Genomic DNA, 26,067 nt, shown 5'->3' on the forward strand with positions numbered 1-26,067 from the left:
GAACCCACCCTACGCAGCCTCACCACGCATCGATGCACGGCCGCTTGCGGTGCGTGCGCGGCGCGGGCTTCGGCACCGAGCGCAGGCCGGCCATGATCCAATGCCTGGTGTCGGCGGGGTCGATCACCTCGTCGATCTCGAGCACCGAGGCGATCGAAACTGCCTTGCCGTTGGCGTAGAGCTCGGCGACCTTGGTCTGGAAGTACTTCTCGCGCTCGAGGGGGTCCGCGATCGCCTCCATCTCCTTGCGGAAGCCGAGGCGGACATAGCCCTCCAGGCCCATGCCGCCGAATTCGCCGGTCGGCCACGCCACCGTGAAAAACGAGGCGTGGAAGCCGCCGCCGATCATCGATTGCGCGCCGAGACCATAGCCCTTGCGCAGCACGACGCCGAACAGCGGCACCGTGATGCTGGCGCCGGTAACGAACATCCGCGCGACATGGCGCACGATCGCGGTCTTCTCGGCCTCGGGACCGACCATGAAGCCCGGCGTGTCGCACAGTGAGACGATCGGGATGTCGAAGGCATCGCAGAGCTGCATGAAGCGCGCGGCCTTGTCGCCGGCCGCGGCGTCGATCGCGCCGCCGAGATGCTTTGGATTGTTGGCGATCAGGCCGAACGGCTTGCCCTCGATGCGGATGAAGGCCGTGATCATGCCGACGCCGAAATCGCGCCGGATCTCCAGCACCGAGCCCTCGTCGGCGATCAGATCGATCACGTTGCGGATATCGTACACCCTTAGGCGATTTTCCGGGATCGCGCGGCGCAGCAGCCGCTGATCCGGCGCTTTCCAGTCCGCAACCGCGCCCTGGAAATAGGACAGATACTTCTGCGCAACCGTCGTCGCCTCTTCCTCGTCCTCGACCAGGATGTCGATCACGCCGTTCGGCGACTGGAACGAGACTGGGCCGACCTCGGCGGGATGATAGACCCCGAGCCCGCCGCCCTCGATCATCGCCGGGCCGCCCATGCCGATCGAGGCGTTCTTGGTGGCGATGATGACGTCGCAGACGCCGAGCATCGCGGCATTGCCGGCGAAGCAATAGCCGGAGACGACGCCAACGACAGGCACGAGGCCCGAGAGCTTGGCGAACTGCACGAAGGACGGGCCGTCGAGCCCGGTCATGCCGAGCCGGTCGGTATCGCCGGGCCGGCCGCCGCCGCCCTCGGCATAGAACACCAGCGGCATGCGCCACTGCTCGGCGAGGCCGAGCATGCGGTCGATCTTCTTGTGGTTCATGTGGCCCTGGGTGCCGGCGAGCACGGTGTAGTCATAGGAGATCACCATGCAGCGCGCGCCGTCGGCGCCGAAATCCCTGGCGTTGACGGTGGCGACGCCCGCGATCAGTCCGTCGGCCGGCGTGTTCTTGATGAGGTCCTCGACCTTGCGGCGGCGCCGCTGCGCCGCGATCGCAAGCGAGCCGTATTCGACGAACGAGCCCTCATCGACCAGCTGCGCGATGTTCTCGCGCGCGGTGCGCTGGTTGGTCTTGCGGCGGCGCTCGACCGACGCCGGCCGGTTCTCGTCCAGCGTGATCGCCTTGCGCGCGATCAGTTCGGCAAGGTCCGGGCGGATGTGATCGAGATCGATCGCGGCCGCTTCCTCCGCGGCATGGCCGTCGACCTCGGCCGGCTCGAGGAACAGGATCGGCTCGCCATGCATCAGGGTGACGCCGGGGCCGCCGGCGATCCTGGTCACCCGGCCGCCATGCGGCGCCGTGACGAGATGCTCCATCTTCATCGATTCCAGCACCGCGATCTGCTGGCCTGGACGGACCAGATCGCCCTCCGTGACCTCGATCGCCACGATCGTGCCCTGCAGCGGCGCGGGCACCGGGAGCGATCCCTCCGGCGCCACCTCGGTGGCGACGGCCTTGGTCGCCGCCGCCTCGCCCACCTCGATCAAGGGGGCGGCGAGATCGCTGGCCGCACCGACCAGCGCCGCCACATGCGTATCGATGAAGTTGGTGCTGATCTTGTTCCGCCCAAAACTCTGATGCGCCAGGATCGCGCCGAGGAACGGGATGTTGGTGGCGACGCCGCCGATGCGGAATTCGCGCAAGGTCCGCGACGCCTTGTGCACCACGTCCGTCCATTTTTGGCTCGGCGAATGCACGATGACTTTCGCCAGCAGCGAGTCGAACGCGGCGCTGGTCCGATAGCCCGAATAGCCGAACGTATCGACCCGGACGCCGGGGCCGGATGGCAGGTCGAATACATTGAGCGTGCCGCCGGTCGGCTTCGTCACGCCCTTCTCGTCCATCACCTCCATGTTGACGCGCAGCTGCATGGCATAGCCGCGCGGCAGCGGAACGGCTGATTGCGCCAGCCCGAGCGAAGCCAGCGTGGCGCCGGCGGCGACCGCGAGCTGCGAACGTACCAGGTCGATGCCGAGCACCGCCTCGGTGACGGTGTGCTCGACCTGGAGCCGCGGATTGGCCTCGATGAAGGCGAAGGCGACCTCGCCTTCCCCCTTGCTTTCCTCTGCCTCGTCATCGACCAGGAATTCGAAGGTGCCGAGATTGTCGTAGCGCGCGGCGGAGGCGAGCTGCTTTGCCGCCTCGATGATGCGCGCGCGCAAGCCATCGCTCAGCGACGGGCTCGGCGCCACCTCGATCAGTTTCTGGTTGCGGCGCTGGATGGTACATTCGCGCTCCCAGAGATGGCTGATGGCACCATGACGATCGCCGATGATCTGCACCTCGATGTGGCGGGCCTTGCGGATCAGCCGCTCGACATAGACCGCATCGTTGCCGAACGCCGCCTTGGCCTCCGACTGGCAGCGCGCGTAGGCCTCCTCAAGTTCGGCCGCGTCCTCGACCACGCGCATGCCGCGCCCGCCACCGCCGGCGATCGCCTTGATCATCACGGCAGCATTGGCGCCGAGCGACGTGAAGAAGGCTTTTGCTTCGTCCAGCGTCGTTGCACCGGACGTTCCGGCGATGATCGGCACGCCGCATTTCTTCGCCAATGCTTTTGCCTTGGCCTTGTCGCCGAACAGATCGAGCGCCTCCGGCGACGGACCAACGAAGGTGATCTTCTCCTCGGCACAGCGCCGCGCCAGCTGCATGTTCTCGCTGAGGAAGCCATAGCCCGGATGCAGTGCATCGCAGCCGGTGGCCTTGGCCGCTGCGATGACAGCCTCGATATCGAGATACGCCCGCGCGCCGCGGCCGGGGATCTCCTGGCTGGCATCGGCGGATCGGACGTGCAGCGAGGCGGCATCGTCGGCGGGATAGATCGCGACAGTCGCGATGCCGCTCTCGGCCGCGGCGCGGGCAATGCGGATCGCGATCTCACCGCGGTTGGCAATCAGCAATTTCTTGAAGGACATGGTCATTCCACCAAAGGTCAACGATCCTTCATGGTCGGATCGAGCACGACACGCAAGGATTCTCCCAGCGCGTTGAACGCCAGGGAGACGACGAGAATGGCAAGGCCCGGCGCATACATCTGCTCCGGGGCGATTTCCATATATTGATAGGCGCGCGCCAGCATGGCGCCCCAGCTCGGGTCCGGCGGCTGGATGCCGAGGCCGAGGAATGACAGGCTGGCCTCGGCAAGCAGCGCCGCGGCGAGCAGCAGCGTCACCTGCACGATGACCGGCTGCAGCGTATTCGGCAGCACATGGCGCCACAGCACGTGCCAGGTCGGCGCGCCAAAGCCCCTCGACGCGTCGACATAGAGCTCCTGCCGCACGATCAGCGTACGGGCGCGGACGATGCGTGCCAGCGCCGGAAACATCGTGATGCCGATCGCGATCATGCCGTTGGTCAGCCCGATGCCGAGCGCGCCGGTGACCGCGATCGCCAGTACAATGGCGGGGAACGACAGGAACGTGTCGATGATCCGGCTGATGATGTCGTCGATCCAGCCACCGAAATAGCCGGCGACGAGGCCGACCGGCAGCCCGACCAGAACCGCAACGCCGACCGCGAGCAGGCTGGCATAGACGGTTGCCGGTGCGCCGTAGATCAGGCGGGAGAAGATGTCGCGGCCGAGATCGTCGGTGCCGAGCAGATGCAAGGGCCCCGGCGGCGCCAGCATGTTGTTGACGTCCTGCGCGGTCGGCGCGTAAGGCGCCATCCAGGGCGCGCCGATTGCCACGACAACGAGCACCGATAGCACCAGGATCGACAGCGCAGCACGGAGATCGTTGGCGAGCCAGCGCAGGAAACGCCGGAGCCGGGTCGGCTTGGCCGGCATCTTGAGCGGAGCAAGTGCGGTGTCGGTCATTGCTCGATCCTCGGATCGACCGCCGCACACAGCAGATCTGTGATCAAATTCACTGCGATCACGACCACCACCATGGTGAAGACCACGCCCTGCACGATCGGGAAATCAGGCTGGATCGCGCCGCGCACGATCAGGCTGCCGAGGCCGGGGATGGCGAACACCGCCTCGATCACGACGGTCGCCGCCAGCATGCGGTTGACCAGCAGGCTGATGATGGTCAGCAGATTGACGCCGACATTCTTCAGGCCGTGCTGCCAGAGAATCCGCGACATCGACAATCCCTTGGCATGCAGCGTGCGGACATATTGCGAGGACAGCACCTCCAGCAAGGCGCCGCGCAGTTGGCGCGCGACCTCGGCCATGCCATAGGCCGCGATCGCGACGGCAGGCAGCAGCGCGTGCCGGATCGCATCGATCGGCGAGGCGCTGAAGGATTTTGCGCCGGTCGCCGGCAGCCAGTTCAGCTTCAGCGAGAACTCCGCCACCAGAATCATCGCGAGCCAGAAGCCGGGCACCGCGACGCCGAGCGAGGCAATCATGCTGATCAGCTTGTCGACCCAGCCGTTCGGCTTGATCGCGGCGATCACGCCCATCGGAATCCCCGTGACCAGCGCCAGCAGCAGCGCGATCACGACGATCAGCAGCGTGTTCGGGAAAGCGCGGCCGATCGAATCCGCGACCTTCTCGCCGGTCAACAGCGATTGCGAAAGATCGCCCTGCGCAACGTGGCCGAGCCAGGCGCCATATTGCACCAGGAACGGCCGGTCGAGGCCGTAGATTGTCCTGATCTCGCTGATCCGCGCGTCGGTCGCGTTGTCGCCCGCTAGCGTCACGGCAACGTCGCCGGGCACCAGCTTGAGCAGCGCAAACACCATGAAGGTCGCGAGCAGGATCACGGGCAGCGCCTGCACGAGGCGGCTGCCGATGACCTTGACTGGTGACCGTCGTGCCATGGTTCAGCCTTCGAGCCAGACGTCGTCGTATTTCGGCTTGCCAAGCAGATTGGGCCGATAGCCCTGCACCTTCTTGTTCATCGCGACCAGCTCGAACTGGAACGCCAGCGGCGCGACAAAGGCGTTTTCCATGACCAGCCGCTGCACAATGGAGAACGCCTTGCGCCTGACCTCGATATCTTCAGACGCGCGCGATTCCTTGATCGCTGCCTCGAGCTCCGGAGGCACCGGCGCGCGGCCGCCATTGTAATAGGCGTCCTTGGTGAACATCAAAGAATAGGTCAGGCTCGGGTCGGGCCGTCCGGTCCACGCCGAGAGCAGCCCGGTCCCCTTCTTCTCCGGACCGAAGAACGCGGCGGAGGCCTCCGCGATCGGGGCATTGACGAACCGCACGTTCATGCCGGCCTTGCGCAATTGCTCGATCAGGATCTCCTGACGCTGCACCGAATCCTGATCCGGATAGCCGCCGAGCTCGATCGGGGTGCCCTCCTTGAAGCCGGCCTCGGCGAGCAGCTTGCGTGCCTTGTCGGGATCGTAGGGATAGAGTTTCGCGACCTCGGCATCATAGGCCCAATGCGCCTTCGGCAGGTTCATGTAGGCGGGCTCCGCGAGGCCGGCGAGCGCGGCCTTCACGAAGGACTCGCGATCGATCGCGAAGTTGAGCGCCTGGCGAACCTTGACATTGTCGAACGGCGGCTTGGCCCAGTTGAGGAAAATCTGGAGCACATAGAGCGTCGGGCCGTGCACCACCTTGACGCTGGAGGCGCGCTCGATGATCGCCTTCTGCCGCGGCGGCAATTGATAGATCAGGTCGTTCTGCCCGGCGGTGACCGAGCGGGCGCCGGTGGTGAGTTCGGGAATGATCGAGAACTCGATGCCGTCGGGACAGGGCCGGTCCGGCTTCCAATATTTCTCGTTGCGCTTGACCACGATCTTCTCGCCGTCGGCCCAGCTCACGAAGGCATAGGCGCCGGCGCCGACCGGCTTGCGCGTCACGACGCCGCCCTCAGCCGCCTTCAGCGCCGTCGGCGATACCATCATGCCGGCGCGATCGGAGAGTATGCCGGGCAGCGCGGTATCCGGCGTCTTCAGCTTCAAGGTCACCTGCTGCGGACCGGTGACCTCGACCGAGGCGACCGAGAGCAGGTCGGCCTTGATGTTCGACTTCGCATCGCTCCGGTTGCGATCGAGGTTGAACTTCACAGCTTCCGCATCGAGCGGCGTGCCGTCATGGAAGGTGACGCCGGCACGGATGTTGAGCACCAGCGTATTGGGATCGGTGAACTTCCAGCTTTCGGCGAGCCGCGGCTTCGGCTTCAGCGTCTCGAAATCCCACTCGACCAGCGTGTCGTACATCGTGAACAGGAAGGCGTGGTCGGAGCCGGCGCCGCCGGTTGCCGGATCGAGGCTCGACGGATTGGCCGGCGCTGATATCCGCAAGGTGCCGCCCTTCTTCGGCGCGGCTTGCGCGAATGCACTGCCGCCGAGCGTGGTGCCGGCCAGCGCCGCCGAGATCAGCGCCATGGCCTCGCGTCGTGTCGTCATCGTCATGGCGTTGTCTCCAGTGCTGTTTGGAGCATGATCTTCTCGGAAAACCACATCATACTTTTCCGGATCATGCTCTCGGCGAAAAATTCGGGCGGTCGGCGAAATGGCAGGCCACCCAGTGATCGGGCTTCAGCTCGCGCCACTCCGGCACACGCTCGGTGCAGAGCGGCTGCGCATGCGGGCATCGGGTGCGGAAGCGGCAACCCGAGGGCGGATCGATCGGGCTCGGCACCTCACCCTGCAGAACGATCCGCTGCGCTTCGCGCATCGCCGACGGCAGCGGCCGCGGCTCGGCCGAGAGCAGCGCGATCGTGTAGGGGTGCAGCGGGCGCTCGGCGACCTCCTCGGTCGGCCCGAGCTCGACGAACTGGCCGAGATACATCACCGCGACGCGCTCGCTGATATGCGAGACCACGGCGAGATCATGGGTGATGAAGACATAGGTCAGCCCGAGATCGCGCTGCAGATCGGCAAACAGATTGAGCACGTCGCCACGGATCGACATGTCGAGCGCGGCCACCACCTCGTCACAGACGATCAGTTTCGGCTTCAGCGTCAGCGCGCGGGCGATCACGACGCGCTGCTTCTGCCCGCCGGACAGCTGGTGCGGATAGCGCTCGCCGAACTCCTGCGGCAGCCCCACGCGCTCCAGCGCCTCCCGCGCTAGCCGCTCCCGCTCGGCGCGGCTGCCGACGCGGGCAAGCTGCAGCGGCTCGAGCACGGAGGCCAGGATCGTCATGCGCGGATTCAGCGCCGCGTTCGGATCCTGGAAGATGATCTGATAGTCGCGGCGATGGCTCTGGAAATTTTGGCGCGGCAGCGCCGTTGGGTCGATGCCGTCATGCAGGATGGCGCCGGCGCTCGGCTTCAGCAGAAACACCAGCGCGCGGCCGATCGTGGTCTTGCCCGATCCGGATTCGCCGATGATGCCAAAAGTCTCGCCGCGGCGGACGTCGAAATTGACGCCGTCGACCGCCTTCACGGTGGCGCGACGGTCCGAGGTCTGGAAGCGGACCTCGAGGTCGCGCACCGATACGATGGGCTCGCCGCGCTGTTCAGCAGATGCTGCGGTCATTGCGTCGCGACCTTCGCAGCAGCCGGCGTATCGGGCGGATGCAGCGCGCCCGGCAGATTGAGCTCGGCAAAGCGCCAGCAGCGCACCTTGCGGGCGCCGCCGGCGTCCTGCAGCTTCTGCTCCGTCTCGCAGCCCCTGGCGGCATGCGCGCAGCGGGCGCGGAAGCGGCAGCCGGCCGGCATCTCCGCGATCGACGGCACCCGGCCCGGGATCGACGGCAGCCGGCCGTGCCGCGGGCTCAAATGCGGCAGCGAGCGTAGGAGCCCCGACGTATAGGGATGCAGCGGCCGCACCAGCGCCTCATCGACGGTGGCGTCCTCGATCACCTCGCCGGCATACATCGTGATCATCCGCGTGCAGGTCTCGGCGACGACGCCGAGATCATGGGTGATCAGCATCAGCGCGGTCTTCGAGGTCTCGCTGATGTCGCGCAGCAGCTCGAGGATCTGCGCCTGCACGGTGACGTCGAGCGCGGTTGTCGGCTCGTCCGCGATCAGGAGCTGCGGCCCGCAGATCAGGCTCGCGGCGATCATCACGCGCTGGCGCATGCCGCCGGAGAGCTGGTGCGGATAGTCGTCGATCCGCCGCTCCGGCGAAGCGATGCCGACGCGGCGGAGCATCTCCAGCGTTTTGGCGCGCGCTTCCTCGTAGCTGACATCGGTATGGACGCGCAGCGTCTCCGCGATCTGGTGGCCGACGGTGAAGACCGGATCGAGCGCGCTCATCGGCTCCTGGAAGATCATCGCGATCCGCTTGCCCCGGATAGCGCGCATCTGCCGCGCGCTGCAGGAGGCGAGATCGACGCCGTCGAACAGGACCCTGCCGTCGAGCCCGGCAAAATTGCCCGGCAAGAGGCGCAGGATCGACAGGCCGGTGATGGTCTTGCCGCAGCCGCTCTCGCCGACGATGCCGACCCGCTCGCCGGGCGCGATGTCGAATTCGATCCGCCTCGTCGCCTGCCAGATGCCCTGCGCAGTCTTGAAACGAATGCCGAGCCCGCGCACGGACAGCAGCGGCCGCGCGCCGTCGCGCGCACCCTCCGCCTTGCGCTGTGCCGGCTGGTTTGCCTCCATCAAACCGCCGCCCGCTTCTTCTCTTTCACCAGCTGCTCCTCCATCAGCATCTCGGTGCCGATGATGCCCTCGCGGCTGAGCTCCTCAAGCTCGGCGTCGGAGAGGCCGAGCATGCCGGACAGGATCTCGCGGTTGTGCTCGCCGAGCGTCGGCGGCACCGAGCGGATCGCAAACGGTACATCGCCCTCGCGGAACGGCATCGACGGCTGCGGATGCTTGCCGATGAAGGCGCGGTCGACCTGCTGGATGAAACCGCGGGCGTGGAGCTGCGGGTCCTGCAGCAGATCGATCGGCAGCCGCGCCACGCCGGAGGCGATACCTTCAGCCTGCAACGCAGCCATCACCGCGTTCGGATCGCGTGCCGAGGTCCAGGCCGTGATCGCAGCCTCGATCTCGGCCTCGATGGCGCGCCGGCCCGCGGCCGACTTGAGCGTCGCGTCCGTCGCCCAGTCCTCGCGGCCGAGCAGCCGCGCGAGTCTTGGCCACATCGCGTCGTCGGACACCGCGACCACGATCCAGTTGTCCTCGCCATCGCAGCGAAAGCAGCCATGCGGCACGAAATCAGGATGGCGGTTGCCATACTTCGTCGGCGGCCTGCCGCCGGTCGAATGCGCCACGATCCAGGGTGCGGCGAACGGCATCATGCACTCGATCTGCGCGAGATCGATGAACTGCCCCTGCCCCGTCAGCCTGGCGTGGATCAGCGCCGTCAGCACCGCGGCGGCGCCGTTGAGGCCGCCGACGGCATCGCCGAATGCGGTGTGGCTCATGACAGGCGGACCGCCGGGATCACCGACCACGCTCGGCAGTCCGGAGCCCTGCTCCAGGGTCGAGCCGTAAGCGCGGCAGTCGCGGTGCACGCTGCCGGCACCGAACGCCGACATCGACATCATCACGAGCTTTGGATTGATCTTGCTCAGCACGTCGTAGCCGAGGCCGAGCTTGGGCAGCACCTCGACCGAATAATTGTCGACCACGAGGTCGGCATCGGCGAGCAGGCGCTTTGCCAGCGCAAGCCCCTTCGGCCGGGTCAGATCGAGCGTGATGCCGCGCTTGTTTCGGTTCATGATGCAGTAGCGCACCGACTTCTCGTACATCTGCTCCAGCACATAGGCCGGGCGGCGGTCGACGCCGCGCCACCAGTCCGGATACTGTGTCGCCTCGATCTTGATCACGTCGGCGCCGAGATCGGCGAGCGTCCGGGTGCAGATCGGCCCGGCCCAGCCCATCGAAAAATCGACGACGCGGATGCCCTCGAGCGGCAGGCGATTGGTCGGAGCCGGCTTCGGCGCCGGCGCCGGCACACGTGGCGCGGCCGCGGGCCTCGCCTGCTGCTCGCCGAGATCAGGCACGCGGCCACCGCGCAGCGGCGGCGTTCCCGTCAATCGTTGCATCGTGCCGGCGGAAAGGCCGGTCTCGTCACCGACCGTGATCGGAACGATGGCGCCGCGCGCAAGCTTTTCTTCGTCGGCGATGAGATCCGCAATCTCCGGCACCGGAACGATCGGGATCTTGCGCTTGAGACCCTCGGCAAACCATTCCTGCGCGGTGCGCTGCTTCAGCTTCGGCAGGATCTTGCCTTCGATCTCTGCGACGCGTTGCAGCCGGTCGACGCCCATGACCAATGTCGGATCGTCGCGCAGATCGATGAGCCCCAGCATCTCGCAGAACGCGCGCCACTGCGCCGGGGTCACCGTGGTGACGCCGAGCCAGCCCTGCCTGGTCTCGTAGATGCCGACAGGAAAGGTCGGCCAGAACCGGTTGACGCCGATCCGCCGCATGATGTCGCCGCGCTGGAACGCCTCGAACATGATGTATTCGGTGACGGCGATAGAGGCCTCGAACAGGCTGAGATGGCTGCTGCGCCCGCGCCCATCCTGCATGCGGCCGAGCACCGACGAGGCGGCCGCGATGAAGCCCCACAGCCCGCCGAGAATCCCGGCCTGGAAATCCGGCGCGTGCATCGGCGGCCCTTGCTCGGGCCCGACCAGCTTCACGAGGCCGGTGAGCGCGCGGATCGTGGAATCGGTCGCTGCGAAATTGGCATAGGGACCGCGATCGCCGAACCACGTGAGGTCGAGATGGATCAGCCCGGGATTGTTCCGCTTGATCGCATCGAGATCGAGGCCGGGACAATTGGCCGCATCGATGCCGCGCCCATCGAGCAGGATGTCGCAGCCGGCAATCAGCTCACGCAGGCGCGACGCGGCGCTCGCATCGCTCTGGTCGAGGACGACACTCGATTTGCTGAAATTGAGAAACGCAAACCACGCGCTGTGCCCCCGCGGGGTCAGCGGCGCGGTGCGCCGAAGCGGATCGCCCGCGGGCGGCTCGACCTTCTGCACATCGGCGCCGAAATCAGCGAACAGCCGCGCGCAATAGCTCGTCGCCGCTGCGCTTCCGATCTCGACTATCCGCAGATGCGACAACGCGCCCATCACGCTTCCTCGCGACAAAATGACCAGCCGATGCCATCGGCTGATTCAGTTTCTTGTTGCGTGAACTTGAAGCCGCGCCGACTGTGTGATGCAAGTGGAATTTTCTTCCGCTTGACGGAATTCGCTGGATTGCCGCAGCACTTTGCAACACGCGTGCGCTGACGGTCTGCCGCCGTGCGGTTGACGCATTGCTCGATCCGCTATTGTGCTCTCTTCAACACCAACAAACGCCGGGCAGGAAACCATGAGCAAGTCCACCACAATCAAAAGCGTCGAGACGCTCGCCTGCGATGCCGGCTGGCGGAATTATCATTTCGTCAAGGTGACGACGTCAGACGGGCTGGTCGGCTGGAGCGAATATGACGAGGGCTTTGGCGCCCCCGGCGTGACGGCTGCGATCGAGCGGCTGTCGGCGCGCGTGGTCGGCAAGAACGCGTTCGAGCACGAGCGGATCTATGTCGAGCTGTTCGCCGCGACGCGCCCCGCCGCCGGCGGCGTGGTGGCGCTGGCGCTCGGAGCGATCGAGAACGCGCTGCTCGACGTCAAGGCCAAGGCCCTCGGCGTGCCCTGCTACGATCTGCTCGGCGGCAAGATCCGCGACCGCGTGCGGGTCTACTGGTCGCATTGCGCGACCTGGCGCATCAATCATCCGGATTGGTACAAGCCTGCAATCACCGATCTCGACGGCGTCAAGGCGATCGGGGCCGAGGTGCGCGAGAAGAAATTCACGGCGATGAAGACCAACATCTTCGTCTATACCGATGGCAAGCCGCAAGGCTGGCGGCCCGGCTTCGGCTCGCCGTTCCAGCCCGAGATCAATGTCGACCGCAATGTGCTGCGCAATCTCTGCATGCATCTGGAGGCGATCCGCGACGGCGCGGGGCCGGATGTCGATCTCCTGCTCGACCTCAACTTCAACGCCAAGACCGAGGGCTATCTGAAGATCCTTCGCGCCATCGAGAAGATGGATATGTTCTGGGTCGAGATCGACACCTTCAACCCGCAGGCGCTCGGCTATATCCGCCGCCAGAGCCCGCATCCGATCTCGTCCTGCGAGACGCTTTTGGGCCTGCGCGAATTCCTGCCCTATTTCACCGAGCAGGCGATGGACGTCGCGATCATCGACACGCCGTGGAACGGGGTCTGGCAGTCGATGAAGATCGCCGCGGCCGCTGAGCATTTCGAGCTCAACGTCGCGCCGCATAATTTCTACGGTCACCTCTGCACCATGATGAACGCGCATTTCTGCGCGGCAGTGCCGAACCTGCGCATCATGGAGACCGACATCGACCGGCTGGCTTGGGACCACGAGCTGTTCACCCACGTGCCGGAGTTCGTCGACGGCCATCTCGTGATCCCGGATCGCCCGGGTTGGGGCACCGAGCCGAACGAGGAAAGCCTGCGCGCCCATCCGCCGCAGAACAAGGGCGGCCTGCTGAATTACGGGCTCAAGAAGTAGGTGGTTACTTAGGGAGCTGAGCGGGGGCACCGCCTAACCCGTCATCCTGAGGAGGCCGCGCAGCGGTCGTCTCGAAGGATGCACGGCCACAGTCGGGCCGTCGCCCCTTCGAGACGGCTGCTGTGCAGCCTCCTCAGGGTGACGGTGATGGAGTGACCACCGTGCTCAATTATCCTCCCGCACCGGCGTGAACGCGCTCTCGATCACGTCGCCAATCGGCTGCCAGGCGTTGCCGTCGAACTGCACCAGCCGCATCTGCTTGATCGGGCGGAAATCCTTCGGCCCGGTGTTGATCACGATCCCGGGCAGCGCGATCGGGCTCTGGTAGTCCTTCAGCGAGGCGGCCTGCCGCATGATGTTCTCGCGCGACAGGTCGTCGCCGCACTGGCGCAGCACCTGCATCAGCGTGTCGGCGGCGGCATAGCCGAACACGGCGTAGATGTCGTCCTTGTCGCCGTCGGGATAGTACTTGTCCATGAAGGCGTCCCACGCCTTGATCTGCGGATCGTTCTTCCAGGCGGCGTCGCCGGCATCCTTCAGGAACGAGGTCGAGATCACGCCGAGCGAGTTCTGCAAGCCCGCCGGCCGCAACGCGCTGGCAATCGAGGCCGATGCATTGTCGAGGATGAACACCGGATGCCAGTCGAGGTCGGCGGCAGCGCGGATCGCGCGCGCCGCGATCGCCGGCGCACCGTCGAACACCAGAATATCGGCGCCGGAGCCTTTCAGGATTCCGATATGGTTCTGGATCGCGGTCTCCGACGCGTCGAAAGCGAGATCGGCGACGATCATCCCCGCGGTGTCGCCGAGCCCTTCCTGCAATCCCTTGAACAGATCGCGGCCGAACTGATCGTTCTGCCACAGCACCGCGATCTTGCGGGACGGATAGGCGGACTGGATGTAGTTGGCGTAGATCCGCCCCTCGGCGCGGAAGGTCGGCTGCCAGCCCATGGTCCAGGGAAAGGTTTTCGGCTGCGCCCACTCCTCGTCGCCTGAGGCGACGAACAGCTGCGGGATATTCTTCTCGTTGAGGTATTTTCGCACAGCGAGGTTGCTCGGCGTGCCGAACGAGCCGAACATCAACAGCACGTCCTGGCTCTCGACGAGATCGCGGGTCTGCTCCATGGCGGTCTTCGGATTGGAGCTGTCATCGACCGAGACGAACTTGACCTTGCGGCCGTTGATGCCGCCATGCTCGTTGATCATGTCGAAATAGGCGGCTTCCGCCCGCCCGATGGTCGCGAACGCGGCGAGCGGTCCGGTATAGGGCATGACATTGCCGACGCGGATCTCGCTGTCCGTCTTCGCTTCGGGCGACTGCTGCGCATGCAATGGCGACGCCGCGAGCATCGCTGCGAGGACAAGGGATTTCGAAAGCACGGTTTGTCTTTTTGTTTGCATCAACATCGCCACAAACGCCGGCAGCAGCCGGCGCTCCCTCCCGAGGAGGCGACCTTATCGCCCAAGCCAATGCCGGGAAAATGAAATGTTGATGGCGGAGGCGAACCTCAGCGCAATGTTATGTCGAGCCAGCCCAGCGGGTTGACCGCGACGCGGTCGCCGCTGTCGACCAGAACCGTGGTGGTTTCGGCTTCAATGATCGCGGGACCGGCCAGCTCATGGCCCGGCTTGAGATCGTCGAGCGCATAGACCGGCACCTCGCGCCAGGCGCCGAACCAGGCCTGTCGTTTGCCGCGAGGCGCGCAGGGTGCGGCCGACGCTGCCTCGCCGACATCGCCGCCACCGCGCGCCACCTTGCCGACCGCGGCGGCACGGGCGTTGACGAACACCACCTCCTGCCCGCGCGAGGCATAAGTGTAGAGCTCCTCGTGGCGGCGATGGAAGCGCTCCTCGATCTGTGCCACGAGGTCCGCGGCGCCGAGATCGAGGTCGCCGAGCGGCACGTCGATCTCGAACACCTGCTCGCCGTAGCGCATCTCGGCCGAACGCTCGATCGCGATGTCGCCCTTGAACCAGTCGCGCAGCCGGCCAGCGGCCTGCTCCTCCAGCCCGGCGAACAGCGCCCTCACCTCATCGGCGGAGATCCGTCCGGTGCCGTAATGGGTGCGGCTGACCTCGTAGCGCAGATCGCTGGTCAGCATGCCCCAGGCCGAGAGCACGGAAGCGACCGTCGGCACGATGATGCGCTTGATCTCGAGCTCGCGCGCGACTTCGGCCGCATGCATGCCGGCCGCGCCGCCAAAACTGAGCAGCGCGAATTTGCGGGGATCGACGCCACGGCGCAGCGTCATCAGGCGGATGCCGTCGGCCATCTTCAGATTGATCATCTTGTAGATGCCGGCGGCAGCCTCGATCAGGGACAGATCGAGCGCCTGCGCGATCCGATCGACCGCGGCTTCCGATGCCGCGCGATCGAGCGGCCGCGCGCCGCCCATGAAGGCGGCTGCATCGAGATAGCCGAGCACGACATTGGCATCGGTGACGGCGGCAGCTAGGCCGCCATTGCCGTAGCAGGCCGGCCCCGGCACCGAGCCCGCGCTCTCCGGCCCGACCCGCAGCGTGCGGCTGCCGTCGACACCGGCAATCGACCCGCCGCCCGCCGCGATGCTGGCGATGTCGAGGCTGCGCAGCGCGATGCGCTGGCCCGCGAGCATGCCGTCGGCCGACAGCGAGGCCTGACCGTCAGCGATCAAGGAAATATCGGTCGAGGTGCCGCCCATGTCGAACGGCACGAGATCGGGAATCCCGAGCATCTCGGCGCAGCGGCGGCTGCCGGAGATGCCGCCGGCCGGGCCCGACAGCACGGTGCCCGCGGCAAGCCGCGAGGCTTCTTCCACCGGCGCCATGCCGCCATGCGACAGCACGACGAACAGCGAGCCTTTGAAGCCCGCCTCATGCAGGCTGCGCTCCAGATTGGTGAGATAGCGCCGCACCGTCGGCGCGACATAGGCGTTCACGATCGTGGTCGAGACGCGCTCATACTCCTTGATCTGCGGCAGCACGTCGCTCGAGCGCGACACGCTGACATCGGGCAGCTCTTTCGCCAGCCGCTCGACCGCGGCGAACTCATGCGCGGGGTTGAGATAGGCGTGCAGGAAGCAGACCGCGATTGAGTTCGCGCCGGACCGTTTCACCTCGGCGATGACGTCGCCGAGCGCGGCGGCATCGAGCGCAATTGCAGCGCTGCCGTCGGCCTTCAGCCGTTCGCGGACGCCAAACCGTCGTTCGCGCGGCACCAGCGGCTCGGGCGGCGGCGTGCGCAGATCGTAGCGGTCCGGCTTCAGCCCCTCGCGCATCTCCACGACGTCGCGATGGCCCTCGGTGGTCAGCAGCGCGACCCTGGCGCCCTTGCGCTCGAGCAGCGCATTGGTCGCAACCGTCGTACCGTGCACCAGACGATCGGTTGCCGCGAGCATCGCCGCGCGGGTGACGCCGAGGCGGCGCGCCAGTTCCTCAAGTCCCGCCATGACGCCGATCGACTGATCGGCCGGCGTGGACGGCGATTTCGCGAAAACGGTGCGCCCGGTTTGATCCATCGCAACCAGGTCGGTGTAGGTGCCGCCGACGTCAACCCCAATCGTGTACATCGCTGCCCTATACCGCTTTCGAAACCAGACCTTGAGCGACGTCGCGCGCCCTCGCCTCCGCCGTTCGCTTCTCCGGCGGACCCCAGCCGCCGCCACCAGACGAGCGGATTTCCAGACAATCGCCCGGGCGCAACTCGATGCCGACCTCCTTGGTCTTCAACACGCGCGGCGCGCGGCCTTCCGACAAGAGGCGATAGTGATGCGGCTCGCCGTCCTTGCCGCCGAGCATGCCGCAGGGGCCGTGGCGCGCGCCATCGCCGGCGGTGTTGCCCTTGGCGGGCTTTGCCGTCTCCAGCACCATGTCGAGCGCAACGCCGAGCCCGCCGCGATGCTGGCCGTCGCCGCCGGAATCCGGCCGGAACTCGTGCTGGCGGAAATGCAGCGGAAAGCGCACCTCGGCAACCTCGATGCTGCCGAATTTGAGCCCGCCGACCGAGTGCCACTCCCCGATCGAGGAATAGCCGTCGCCGCCGGGCGATGCGCCGCCGCCGGGCCGCGCCTGGAACATGTGCCAGATGAAGTTGCGCCCGTTGCGCGGATCCTCGCCCTGGATCGCGATGCGGAATCTACGGCCCCATCCGCCCATTACGCGATCCGGACAGGAGGCCGACATCGCCTTGATGATGGCTTCGACGATTTCGTTCGAGGGATGGCTGGTGCACAGCGTCACCGGACGGCCGGGGTCGGCCCACACGATGGTGCCCTGCTTCGCCACCACCTTCAGCGGCCGCAGCGCGCCGGTGTTTTTGGGAATATCGGCGTCAATCAGATAGGCAAAGGCCATCGCCACCGCCGCCTGCATGTTGGCGTGCGACGAGTTGACGAAACTCGTCGACTGCGGATCGGAGCCGGTGAGATCGACCTCGATATCGCTGCCCGTCTTGGTCACCTTGGCGGCGATCCTGATGTCGGTGCGGCCGTGGCCGTCATCGTCGAGCAAGGCTTCGCCGTAGAACACGCCGTCCTTCCAGCTCGACACCACGGCGCGGCTCTGTTGCTCGGTGGCATCAAGAATGGCCTCGATCGCGGCCTCGACAGTCTCCGCGCCGAACTCGCTGAACAGTTTTGAGACGCGGCGCTCGCCGAGATGCGCGGCGCCCAGCATCGCCGCGAGGTCGCCGCGGAATTCCCTGGGGTTACGGATGTTGAGCGCCAGCAGGTCGAGCAGATCCTCACGCGGCTTGCCGGCCTCGTAGAGCTTGATCGGCGGAATGCGAATGCCTTCCTGATAGATCTCGGTTGCGGCCGGATTATAGGCACCGTGGGTGGCGCCGCCGATGTCGCTCTGATGCGCGCGCACGATGGTCCACAGAAGCCGCTTGCCGCCGTCGAACACCGGCACGAAGGCGGTGAGATCAGGCAGATGGCTGCCGCCATGATAGGGATCGTTGAGCAGGATGACGTCGCCGGGCGCGACATCCTTGAAGCGTTCCTCGACCGCGAGCGTCGCCCACGGCAAGGCGCCGACATGCACCGGGATGTGATCGGCCTGCGCGATCAGCCGCCCGCCGGTGTCGCAGATCGCCAGCGAAAAATCGCGGCTGGAATTGAGGATTTGCGAATAGGAGGTGCGAAGCATGGCTTCGCCCATCTCCTTCACGATCGACGACAGGCGGTGCTGGACCACGGAGCGGGTGATTGGATCGATCTTGGCGGACATCTTGGCCTTGTTGGCGCGTGCGATTGCGCAGCGAGGATCGAGGAACCGGTCGAGCGGAACCGGAATTCCCTCTTATAGCCAGTGGCTTGCCGATCGCAAACCGGCCGGTTCGGCCGGAACGGGGTATTCCATCGATCAGCAAGTCGTGATCGACAAGAATCGACCTAGCGACGGAATAGAACTCTCGCCACCGCGTCCCACCCATGCAAGCCGGCCCCAAAGGCCGAACCGCTCAGACTTCCCCGACAACTCCCAGGGTGACGCAATGCTTCCTCGATTCCTCAAACCCGGCCTCGCGCCGCTCGGCGCGGCCGTCCTGCTCGCCGTTGCCGCGGCCGCGTTCGCGCATGACGATCATCCGGTCCAGACCGCGCAGACGGCCGATGAGAGCGCCTTCCTCGCCGAAAACGATGCGGCGATGACCAAGATGATGAACGACATGGCCGCCAAGCCGAGCGGCGATATCGATCGCGATTTCGTCGCGATGATGACGCCGCACCACCAGGGCGCCATCGATATGGCCGTGATCGAACTCCGCTACGGCAAGAACGAGCGGCTGCGCCGGATCGCACAGGAGATCATCGTCGAGCAACGCCAGGAGATCGACGCCATGAAGCTCGCGCTCGGCGAACAGGTCACGGACACGACACCCGCGCCGACACAACAACCCGGACCGAAACCCGCCCCGGGGGCGACCACGCACGATCACATGAACATGCATCACGACATGATGAAGCAGGAGACCAAGTGATGGCGAGCCCATTCATGAAGGGCCTGTTGGCCACCAGCATGATCGTGCTGTCGACATCCGCGTTTGCCGGTCAGGCGCCGGGCGCCGTGTCCTCGCCCGACATTCCGATCAGCCATCACGACCGCGTCTACGCCGCCGAGCAGTTCTCGAACACGGTGTCGGTCACCGATCCCGTCGACAATAAGCTGCTCGGCGTGATACGGCTCGGCGATCCGCAGCCCGGCAATTTCAGCCCGCTCTACAAGGGGCAGGTGCTGGTCCACGGCATGGGCTATTCGCCCGACCACCACACCCTCGCCATCGTCTCGATCGGCTCGAACTCGGTCACCTTCATCGACACGGCAACGAACGCGGTCAAACACGTCACCTATGTCGGACGGTCTCCGCACGAGGCGTTCTTCACGCCCGACGGCAAGGAAGTGTGGGTCACCGTGCGCGGCGAAAATTACATCTCGGTGATCGACTCGCAGAGCTTCAAGGAAACGATGCGGATCGAGGTGCCGGCGGGACCGGGCATGCAGATCTTCTCGCCCGACGGCAAGTACGGCTACATCTGCTCGTCGTTCAATCCGGAGACCGACGTGGTCTCGGTCGCCGACCATCAGATCGTCGCCAAGGTGAAGCAGGAAAGCCCGTTCTGCCCGAACATCGCGGCCTCGCCTGATGGCGAGCAGGTATGGTTCACGCTGAAGGACACCGGCAAGACGCAGGTCTTCAACGCCAGGCCGCCGTTCAATCCGATCAAGACGATCGACACCGGCCCGATCACCAACCACGTCAATTTCGCGAAGACGGCGAAGGGTACTTTCGCTTACATCACGATTGGTGGGACCAACGAAGTCAAGGTGTTCCGCACCGACGACTTCTCGCAAGTCGCGACCATTCCGGTCGGCAACCTGCCGCACGGCGTCTGGCCGTCCGGCGACGGCACGCGGGTCTATGTCGGCCTGGAAAATGCCGATGCGCTGGCCGCGATCGACACCGCGACCAACAAGGTGATCGCCAACATCCCGATCGGCCAGGCGCCGCAGGCCATCGCCTATGTGCCGAACGCCGCACCGAATCCTGATGATCGACAGAACCTGCAGCCGCTCGGCGTCGCCGGCCAGGTTGCACACCTCGCGCTCGCGCCAAGGAAGGAAGCCAAGGGCGACAAGCCGCCGACCAGCGTCTCGCTGTTCGATCAGGGATTGATCCAGGTGCTGCAGGCCTCGGTCACCGGCCTCGAACCGAAGCAGCACTACGTCCTGGCATTGGCTGACAAGGCGGACGGGACCGGCACGGTGCAACCGCTCGCCGCCTTCATGACCAATCCGGCAGGCTCCGCGATCGTCAATGTGACTGGCCCGATCCGGCAGATCGTGCAAAGCTCGGGCAAGGCCGAACGGCGCTACCTCGTCATCGCTCCCGGTGAGCCGTCGAAGTTCGGCGCGGCCGTACAGGTCGAGACGCCATGAGCGACATGCTGCACCAGATCGAGCCGGTAATTCCAGCGTTGCGCCGCTATGCGCGTTCGCTGGTCCGCAACCGCGCGGCGGCCGACGATCTGGTGCAGGACTGCCTGGAGCGCGCCGTCACTCACTGGCACCAGCGGCGCGACACCGGCAGCGCAAAGTCGTGGCTGTTTGCCATCCTGCACAACCTTGCCATCAACCAGTTCCGCAGCGCCGCGGCACGCGTCCAGCATGTCGCCATCGACGAGGCGGGCGAGCACGAGTTCGGGCAAAGCGCCGAGCAGGAACAGAAACTGATGTATCAAGACGTGCTCGGGAAACTCGCCAGGCTTCCCGACGAGCAGCGATCGGTGCTGCTGCTGATCGCCGTTGAAGACTTGAGCTATGCGGAAGCCGCCAAGGTGCTCAATATCCCGATCGGCACCGTGATGTCGCGCCTGTCGCGGGCGCGCGAGAGATTGCAGCAGGAGCTGGAAAGGCCCGCGGACAACCAGCAGGGGAATGTCGTGCAGTTGCGGAGCAAGCCATGAGCAATCGTCCGATCTCCGAAGACGATCTGCACGCCTATGTCGATCACGCGCTCGAGCCGGAGCGCCGGGCCGAGGTCGCCGCCTATCTGGAGAGCCATCCGGATGTGGCGAATCGCGTCGCGTCCTTCTCGGATCAACGTAGCCTGCTGCGTTCAGCGCTCGCGCCGATCGCGGAGGAGCCGCTGCCGCCGCAACTCAATCTGTCGAGGATCATCGAGAACAAGCGCCGCCGCTCGACTGCATCGTCGTTCCGTTGGGCGATCGCGGCGATGCTGATGCTTGCGATCGGCGGTGTCGGCGGCTGGGCGGTCCGTGGCGCCACAGACGGGCCTGCGAGCGGCGTTGCCGCGCTCGCGCAGGAAGCAAGCGACTCCTACAAGGTGTACGCCTCCGATCACACCCGGCCGGTCGAACTGCGCGACAGCACGGAACTCGCGGCGTGGGTTTCCAGCCGATTGCACCAGCCGGTCAAGCTGCCTGATCTGAGCAAGTCGGGATATCGTTTCATGGGCGGACGTGTGGTGCCGACCGCGCATGGCCCCGCGGCCATGTTCATGTATGACGACGATCGGGGAGACCGGCTTGTCGTGCTGACGCGGCCGATGACATCGGACCAGAACGCACCGATGGCGCCGCATTCGGGCAGCGACTTCGCCGGCTTCTCCTGGGCCGATGGCGGATTGGGCTATAGCGTCGTGGGACCGGGCGCGGCCGAGCAACTGCGACCGCTTGCCAACGAGATCCGCAAGCAGGCACAGACAATCTGATCAACGCGTCAGGGCCTGGTATAGGCCCAGAACAGCACGATCCCGATCACCAGGGCGCCGGCGATGAACAGCAGCACCGCGGGCAGCCCGAACAGTGCCGCAACGCCGGCCGTGCTGAACTGCAGCAGCGCCGCGCCGAGGAAGAACGCAAGATTGACCGACGACAGCGCCTTGCCGGTGTTCTGGGCGTCGACGAGTTGACGCGTCATGCCGTAGATCAGCGGCTGCGCCGAGGTCGCAAACCCGATCAGGATCAGCAGCACCAGGTCATACTGCACCGGCATCACGGCGGCGCCGAGCAGGTTCGAGACCGCCAAATGCGGCGCGCCGGCGGCCATCAGCACCAACAGCAGCGCGGCGACAGCATGGGTCGACGCCACCATGGTGCGGCGATGTCCGAACTTGCGATCGATGGCGCCGATACAGGCCGGGCCAATGATCATCGCCAGCGTAAACAGGCCGAGCACATTGCCGGCCTCGATGCGGCTCAGACCCTTCACATCCATCAGCCATGGCCCGCCCCACAGGCCGCGCAGCACCAGCGAGGCGCCGAGCGACACCAGCGACAGCGCGATCAATCCGCGCAGGCCGCGCGACAGGCCGAGCCGCAGCACCTCGGCCATCTGCTGCAACGGCGAGGAATCGTCTGCATGCGCCGCCGGCTGCCGCGGCACCAGCGCGAACACCGCGATCAGCACGACGATGCCGAAGCCGGCCGCCCCCCAGAAGCCGGCGCGCCAGCCGAACTGATCGACCACGAAGGCCAGCGGGCTTGCCGACAGCAGCATGCCGATATTGCCGATCGAGAGGATCAGGCCGGACCACAGGCCGAACTTTGCTGCCGACATCTGCTTGGCCGCCAGCGTCATCGGGCACATCAGCATGCCCGAGGTGGCGATGCCGAGCATGAGTTGCCCAAGCACGAAGCTCGCGGGCCCCGTGGCGAGCGCCGAGACCACCGTCCCGACCACGGTACCTCCGAGAAGGCTCAGCGACACCGGCCGCACGCCAAAACGGTCCATCGCGGCCCCGACCGGTATTTGCGAGGCGGCAAAGGAGAAGTGGTAGATCGAGGTGAGGCTCGCCAGCGCCTGTGGCGAGGTGCCGAAATCTCGCGCCATCAGATCGAGGCTGATCGCGGGGATCGTGCGCAGCAGCGTCGACAGCATGTGACCGCAGGCCAATGCCAGAAGTGCAAGGACCAGGGCGCGGAACCCGATCCCCGCGGCTTCTTTCGTCACCACGCCGTCCATGAGTCGCCCTTTCCCCCAGCAGTTTGGGGCGGGGCGTAACATTATTGGGACAGAGGTGCCAACTTTGGGAGCAGAGCTGATGGGCTCAGCCTATCCGCGGGCACACCTCTCCCGCAAGCGGGAGAGGGAGCGCAACTCTTATGCCGTACCGTTCTTCGCCATCAATGCTTATGGAACACCAGCGTGCGGAGCTCGATGCTCTCGCGCGGCGCGGCATCCGCTGGCGTGGTCGGATCGACGAAGGCCGTGTGCGGTCCAAACCGCGTCCGGCCGTCGGTCGCCGAGTCGTAGCATTTCAGCAGGATCGCCTCGTCCGGCGTCATCTCGGGAATGTAGAACCAGCGATGGTTCGGATTGTACTTCACCGAATAGGTCTCGCCGCTGCGGTTCGGGTAGATCAGGTCGGAGGCGATCAAATCCTCCGGCGCGACCGTGGTGCCGTCGGCCATCGCAAGCGGTGAATCGCGCAGGGGGCCGCGGATCGGGCGCCACAGATTGATCACCTGGACGCGGCCCTTGACGAGTTGCTCGGCTTCGTCAGGCAAATGCTCGAAGACCCGATTGTGGCCGGAGACGGCGGTCTGGTCGACATGGACGCGGGTCGCGGGCTGGCGCGGGCCGCCGCCGCGGATATCAGCCGCCCCCTCGACACGCTTGCGCACGGTGTGGTCGAAGATGAAAACGCGATCCGCCTTCAGTGTCGCCTTGAGAAAGGCCTCGACGGCGGGATAGTAGACATTGCGGACTTCGTTGTCGTCGTAATAGTCCTTCACGATGGTTGGATGCTTGACCAGCGCAAAGCCCTCGCGGTCGAGCGAGAAGCTGTCGGCGATCAGACGCCCGTCAAAGATCGGGACATTGTGGGCTTCGGGCAGTGCGGTGGATTTGGGTTCGCCGGGCGGCGGATCGAAAGCGTAAGTCCGGGGCTTGCCCGGCGTCGGCGCGAGATAGTTCAGTTCAGCGGTCACAAACGGCAGCGACTCGATGCGAGTTTCTTGAAGGCCCACGGTGATCTCCCGGACTCGATTGTTCGTCCGATTGATCTTGGAAGCGCTGACGGCTGCGGCAAGGCCGCGGCGAAAATAGCAATGTTGCGGTTTTGTTAGAGGCCGAAAGGGGAAAATCCTTGCTGGCGGCTACCCGCCGACGAATGGATATCTTTGGGATCACGGATTCGTTAGCGGCGTTCGCCGTCACCGCGGGTCCGCTCCACCTCCCCCGCAAGCGGGAGAGGGAGCGCGCTGCCGATGCGGCGCTTGTCCGCCCGGCTATAGCCCGGCCCCTTTCTCCACGGCCGCTGCAAACGACCGGTCGACGATGTCGGCGGCGTTGATCTTCTGCCGGATCAGGCCCCAGCGATCGTAGAGATCGATGGTCTTCTGCTCGTCGGCCACCACGCTGTCGTCGATTGGCGCGATGCGGATCCTGGCGCGCGTCAGCCAGTTCAGTGGCACCGCGGGCGGGATGTTCATCAGCCTGCCCCAGGTCGCAGCGTAGCCTTCGACATTGTTCTGCGACCATGCGCGCGCGGCCGCGAGGCGACGCACGAAATCCTCGAGCTCGGCGCGCTTGTCCTTGATCGCGTCCGGCGTCGCGACCTGGAAGCCGAGGCCGGGCGTGATGCCGTCAGCCGTGATGACGCGGCGCGACTTGAACAGCACTTCCTCCTGGCTGACATAAGGCTCCCAGGTCGACCACGCATCGACAGCGCCCTGCGTGTACGCGACCTTCGCATCCGACGGCGCGAGGAACACGATCTGCACGTCGCTCGCCTGCCAGCCCTTCGATTCCAGCGCGGCCAGGATCAGCTGATGGCCGATCGAGCCGCGGCCGGTTGCGATCTTCTTGCCGCGCAGATCGTCAAAGCTCTTGATCGCGGAATTCTCCGGCACCACGACCGCGAGCCCATCGCGCGACTGCCGCACGGCGGCGATCGCCTTGACCGGGATCCTGGCGGCGGCCGCGAAGGTGAATGGCGCGTCGCCGACCAGGCCGGTGTCGATCGCACCCGCGCCCAAAGCCTCCAGCAGCGGCGCCGCGGCGGCGAACTCCTTCCATTCGATCTTGTAGGGAACGTCCTTGAGCACGCCGGCCGCTTCCATCACGGCCTGCGAATTGCCCTTCTGGTCGCCGACGCGCAGCGTGGTCTGCGCGACGGCCGCGTCGATGGCGGCGAGCGCAAGCGCCGCCGCGACAATGAGACGGATCATTCGGCGGCGATCCCCCGCTGCTGGTCGCGTGCTTCGATCAGCTTGCGGGTCAGCGGAATCAGCTCGCGGCCATAGTCGATGGCATCGACCAGCGGATCGAAGCCGCGAATCAGGAAATGGCTGACGCCGAGATCGTAATAATCGGCGAACACCTCGGCGACCTGCTCGGGCGTACCGACCAGCGCGGTGGTGTTGCTGTTGGCGCCGGTGAGCTTTGCGATCTCGGTCCACAGCCGCTTGTCGATCCGCGCGCCCTGATCCGCGAGCGCCAACAGCCGCTTGGCGCCGTCGGTCGCATGATTGGGCCGGCGGTAACCGGTCTGGTCCTGCAGCGCAGTGGCGCGCTCGAGGATATGCTCAGCCTTCGCCCATGCCTTCTCCTCGGTGTCGGCCAGGATCGGCCGTACCGACAGGCTGAAGCGCGGCGTCGGCCGGCCGTGCTTGGCCGCGGCCGCGCGCACCCGCGCGGTGACGTCACGCACCTGCGCGTAGGATTCACCCCACAGCGCGAAGGTGTCCGCATGCTTGCCCGCGACCTCGACCGCGGCATCCGAGCCGCCGCCGACGAAGGTGTAGATGCCGCCCTTCTGCAGCGGTTTCACCTGCGAGAAGCCGTTCTCGACGTTGTAGTACTTGCCGCTGTAGTTGAACGGCTTCTCGCTGGTCCATTCCAGCCGCACCACGTCGAGGAATTCGCTGGTGCGGGCGTAGCGCTCGTCCTTGTCGTCGAGCGTATTGCCGTCCTGGCGCAGCTCAATGGCGTTGCCGCCGGTGATGACGTGCAGCGAGACGCGGCCGCCATAGAACTGATCCAGCGTCGCGAGCTGGCGCGCCAACAGCGTCGGCGCGGTGAAGCCCGGGCGCTGCGCGATCATCACCTTGAGCTGCTTGGTGATGGTCAGCACATGCTGCGCGACCTGCAGCGCGTCCGGCGTGGTCGAGTGAAACGCCAGCAGCGCGCGATCGAAACCGGCGAGCTCATGGGCCTTGGCGACGGTCTCGATATAGGGCGGATCGAGCACCGGGCCGGACCGGACGATGGTCTCGGAGGCATTGTTGTTGGTGATGAAGCCGATGAACTCGACCGGCATGACTGACAACTCCGTTGTTGT

General features: G+C 65.9%; 19 protein-coding genes. 5 read left to right on the plus strand and 14 right to left on the minus strand.

Going from position 1 to position 26,067, the window contains the following annotated elements; translation table 11 throughout:
- Positions 1-19: 19 nt before the first annotated feature.
- From HAP47_RS29930 to HAP47_RS29960, 7 genes are all read right to left on the minus strand, one after another.
- Positions 20-3,334 (minus strand): acetyl-CoA carboxylase family protein, encoded by a 3,315-nt coding sequence (locus tag HAP47_RS29930; protein WP_173641494.1) that lies wholly within the window; start codon positions 3,332-3,334, stop codon positions 20-22.
- A 17-nt stretch (positions 3,335-3,351) separates the two neighbouring features.
- Complete coding sequence (locus HAP47_RS29935; RefSeq protein WP_173641493.1) at positions 3,352-4,236, minus strand: ABC transporter permease; 885 nt, start codon at positions 4,234-4,236, stop codon at positions 3,352-3,354.
- A complete protein-coding gene (locus tag HAP47_RS29940) occupies positions 4,233-5,189 on the minus strand; it encodes an ABC transporter permease (protein WP_173641492.1) in 957 nt (318 codons plus the stop codon). The genes HAP47_RS29935 and HAP47_RS29940 overlap by 4 nt, the downstream gene beginning before the upstream one ends.
- A 3-nt stretch (positions 5,190-5,192) precedes the next feature.
- The gene (locus HAP47_RS29945) at positions 5,193-6,740 is read right to left on the minus strand and encodes an ABC transporter substrate-binding protein (RefSeq protein ID WP_173641491.1); all 1,548 of its coding nucleotides are present in this window, start codon (positions 6,738-6,740) and stop codon (positions 5,193-5,195) included.
- 64 nt (positions 6,741-6,804) lie between these two features.
- Positions 6,805-7,812 carry an ABC transporter ATP-binding protein gene (locus tag HAP47_RS29950; protein ID WP_173641490.1) on the minus strand — a complete coding sequence of 336 codons (1,008 nt, stop codon included), beginning with the start codon at positions 7,810-7,812 and terminating at the stop codon, positions 6,805-6,807.
- Positions 7,809-8,885, minus strand: coding sequence for an ABC transporter ATP-binding protein (locus tag HAP47_RS29955; protein ID WP_173641489.1), 1,077 nt, complete (start codon positions 8,883-8,885; stop codon positions 7,809-7,811). The genes HAP47_RS29950 and HAP47_RS29955 overlap by 4 nt, the downstream gene beginning before the upstream one ends.
- The gene (locus HAP47_RS29960; protein ID WP_173641488.1) at positions 8,885-11,323 is read right to left on the minus strand and encodes a CaiB/BaiF CoA transferase family protein; all 2,439 of its coding nucleotides are present in this window, start codon (positions 11,321-11,323) and stop codon (positions 8,885-8,887) included. Before HAP47_RS29960 ends, HAP47_RS29955 begins: the two co-directional genes overlap by 1 nt.
- Positions 11,324-11,567: 244 nt before the next feature.
- Between HAP47_RS29960 and HAP47_RS29965 the strand changes: the two genes are divergently transcribed.
- A complete protein-coding gene (locus tag HAP47_RS29965) occupies positions 11,568-12,782 on the plus strand; it encodes a mandelate racemase/muconate lactonizing enzyme family protein (protein ID WP_173641487.1) in 1,215 nt (404 codons plus the stop codon).
- A 165-nt stretch (positions 12,783-12,947) separates the two neighbouring features.
- On the opposite strand, the gene HAP47_RS29970 is transcribed toward HAP47_RS29965, so the two are convergent.
- From HAP47_RS29970 to HAP47_RS29980, 3 genes are all read right to left on the minus strand, one after another.
- Positions 12,948-14,183 carry an ABC transporter substrate-binding protein gene (locus HAP47_RS29970; RefSeq protein ID WP_231168464.1) on the minus strand — a complete coding sequence of 412 codons (1,236 nt, stop codon included), beginning with the start codon at positions 14,181-14,183 and terminating at the stop codon, positions 12,948-12,950.
- 107 nt (positions 14,184-14,290) lie between these two features.
- Positions 14,291-16,330 (minus strand): hydantoinase/oxoprolinase family protein, encoded by a 2,040-nt coding sequence (locus tag HAP47_RS29975; protein ID WP_173641485.1) that lies wholly within the window; start codon positions 16,328-16,330, stop codon positions 14,291-14,293.
- A 7-nt stretch (positions 16,331-16,337) separates the two neighbouring features.
- Positions 16,338-17,990, minus strand: a complete 1,653-nt coding sequence (locus HAP47_RS29980; RefSeq protein WP_173641484.1) for a hydantoinase B/oxoprolinase family protein — start codon at positions 17,988-17,990, stop codon at positions 16,338-16,340.
- A 265-nt stretch (positions 17,991-18,255) separates the two neighbouring features.
- Between HAP47_RS29980 and HAP47_RS29985 the strand changes: the two genes are divergently transcribed.
- Genes HAP47_RS29985 through HAP47_RS30000 form a run of 4 tightly spaced genes read left to right on the plus strand, consistent with a single transcriptional unit; the run spans position 18,256 to position 21,492 of the window.
- A complete protein-coding gene (locus HAP47_RS29985) occupies positions 18,256-18,741 on the plus strand; it encodes a DUF305 domain-containing protein (protein ID WP_173641483.1) in 486 nt (161 codons plus the stop codon).
- Entirely contained in the window at positions 18,741-20,198 is a 1,458-nt protein-coding gene (locus HAP47_RS29990; RefSeq protein ID WP_173641482.1) for a YncE family protein, read from the plus strand. Before HAP47_RS29985 ends, HAP47_RS29990 begins: the two co-directional genes overlap by 1 nt.
- On the plus strand, positions 20,195-20,725 hold the full coding sequence (locus HAP47_RS29995) for an RNA polymerase sigma factor (protein WP_173641481.1): 531 nt from the start codon (positions 20,195-20,197) through the stop codon (positions 20,723-20,725). Before HAP47_RS29990 ends, HAP47_RS29995 begins: the two co-directional genes overlap by 4 nt.
- On the plus strand, positions 20,722-21,492 hold the full coding sequence (locus HAP47_RS30000; RefSeq protein ID WP_173641480.1) for an anti-sigma factor family protein: 771 nt from the start codon (positions 20,722-20,724) through the stop codon (positions 21,490-21,492). Before HAP47_RS29995 ends, HAP47_RS30000 begins: the two co-directional genes overlap by 4 nt.
- An 8-nt stretch (positions 21,493-21,500) precedes the next feature.
- Here the strand turns inward: HAP47_RS30000 and HAP47_RS30005 are convergent, their stop codons facing one another.
- From HAP47_RS30005 to HAP47_RS30020, 4 genes are all read right to left on the minus strand, one after another.
- Positions 21,501-22,745, minus strand: a complete 1,245-nt coding sequence (locus HAP47_RS30005) for an MFS transporter (protein ID WP_173641479.1) — start codon at positions 22,743-22,745, stop codon at positions 21,501-21,503.
- A gap of 161 nt (positions 22,746-22,906) precedes the next feature.
- Positions 22,907-23,752: a CmcJ/NvfI family oxidoreductase gene (locus tag HAP47_RS30010; protein WP_097670318.1), complete on the minus strand. Its 846-nt coding sequence runs from the start codon at positions 23,750-23,752 to the stop codon at positions 22,907-22,909.
- Positions 23,753-24,013: 261 nt separating this feature from the next.
- Entirely contained in the window at positions 24,014-24,955 is a 942-nt protein-coding gene (locus HAP47_RS30015; RefSeq protein WP_173641478.1) for an ABC transporter substrate-binding protein, read from the minus strand.
- Positions 24,952-26,046, minus strand: coding sequence for an LLM class flavin-dependent oxidoreductase (locus HAP47_RS30020; RefSeq protein ID WP_173641477.1), 1,095 nt, complete (start codon positions 26,044-26,046; stop codon positions 24,952-24,954). Before HAP47_RS30020 ends, HAP47_RS30015 begins: the two co-directional genes overlap by 4 nt.
- Positions 26,047-26,067 lie beyond the last annotated feature (21 nt).

Origin of the sequence: Bradyrhizobium sp. 41S5 (genome assembly GCF_011516665.3) — a bacterium.
Lineage (GTDB): Bacteria > Pseudomonadota > Alphaproteobacteria > Rhizobiales > Xanthobacteraceae > Bradyrhizobium > Bradyrhizobium quebecense.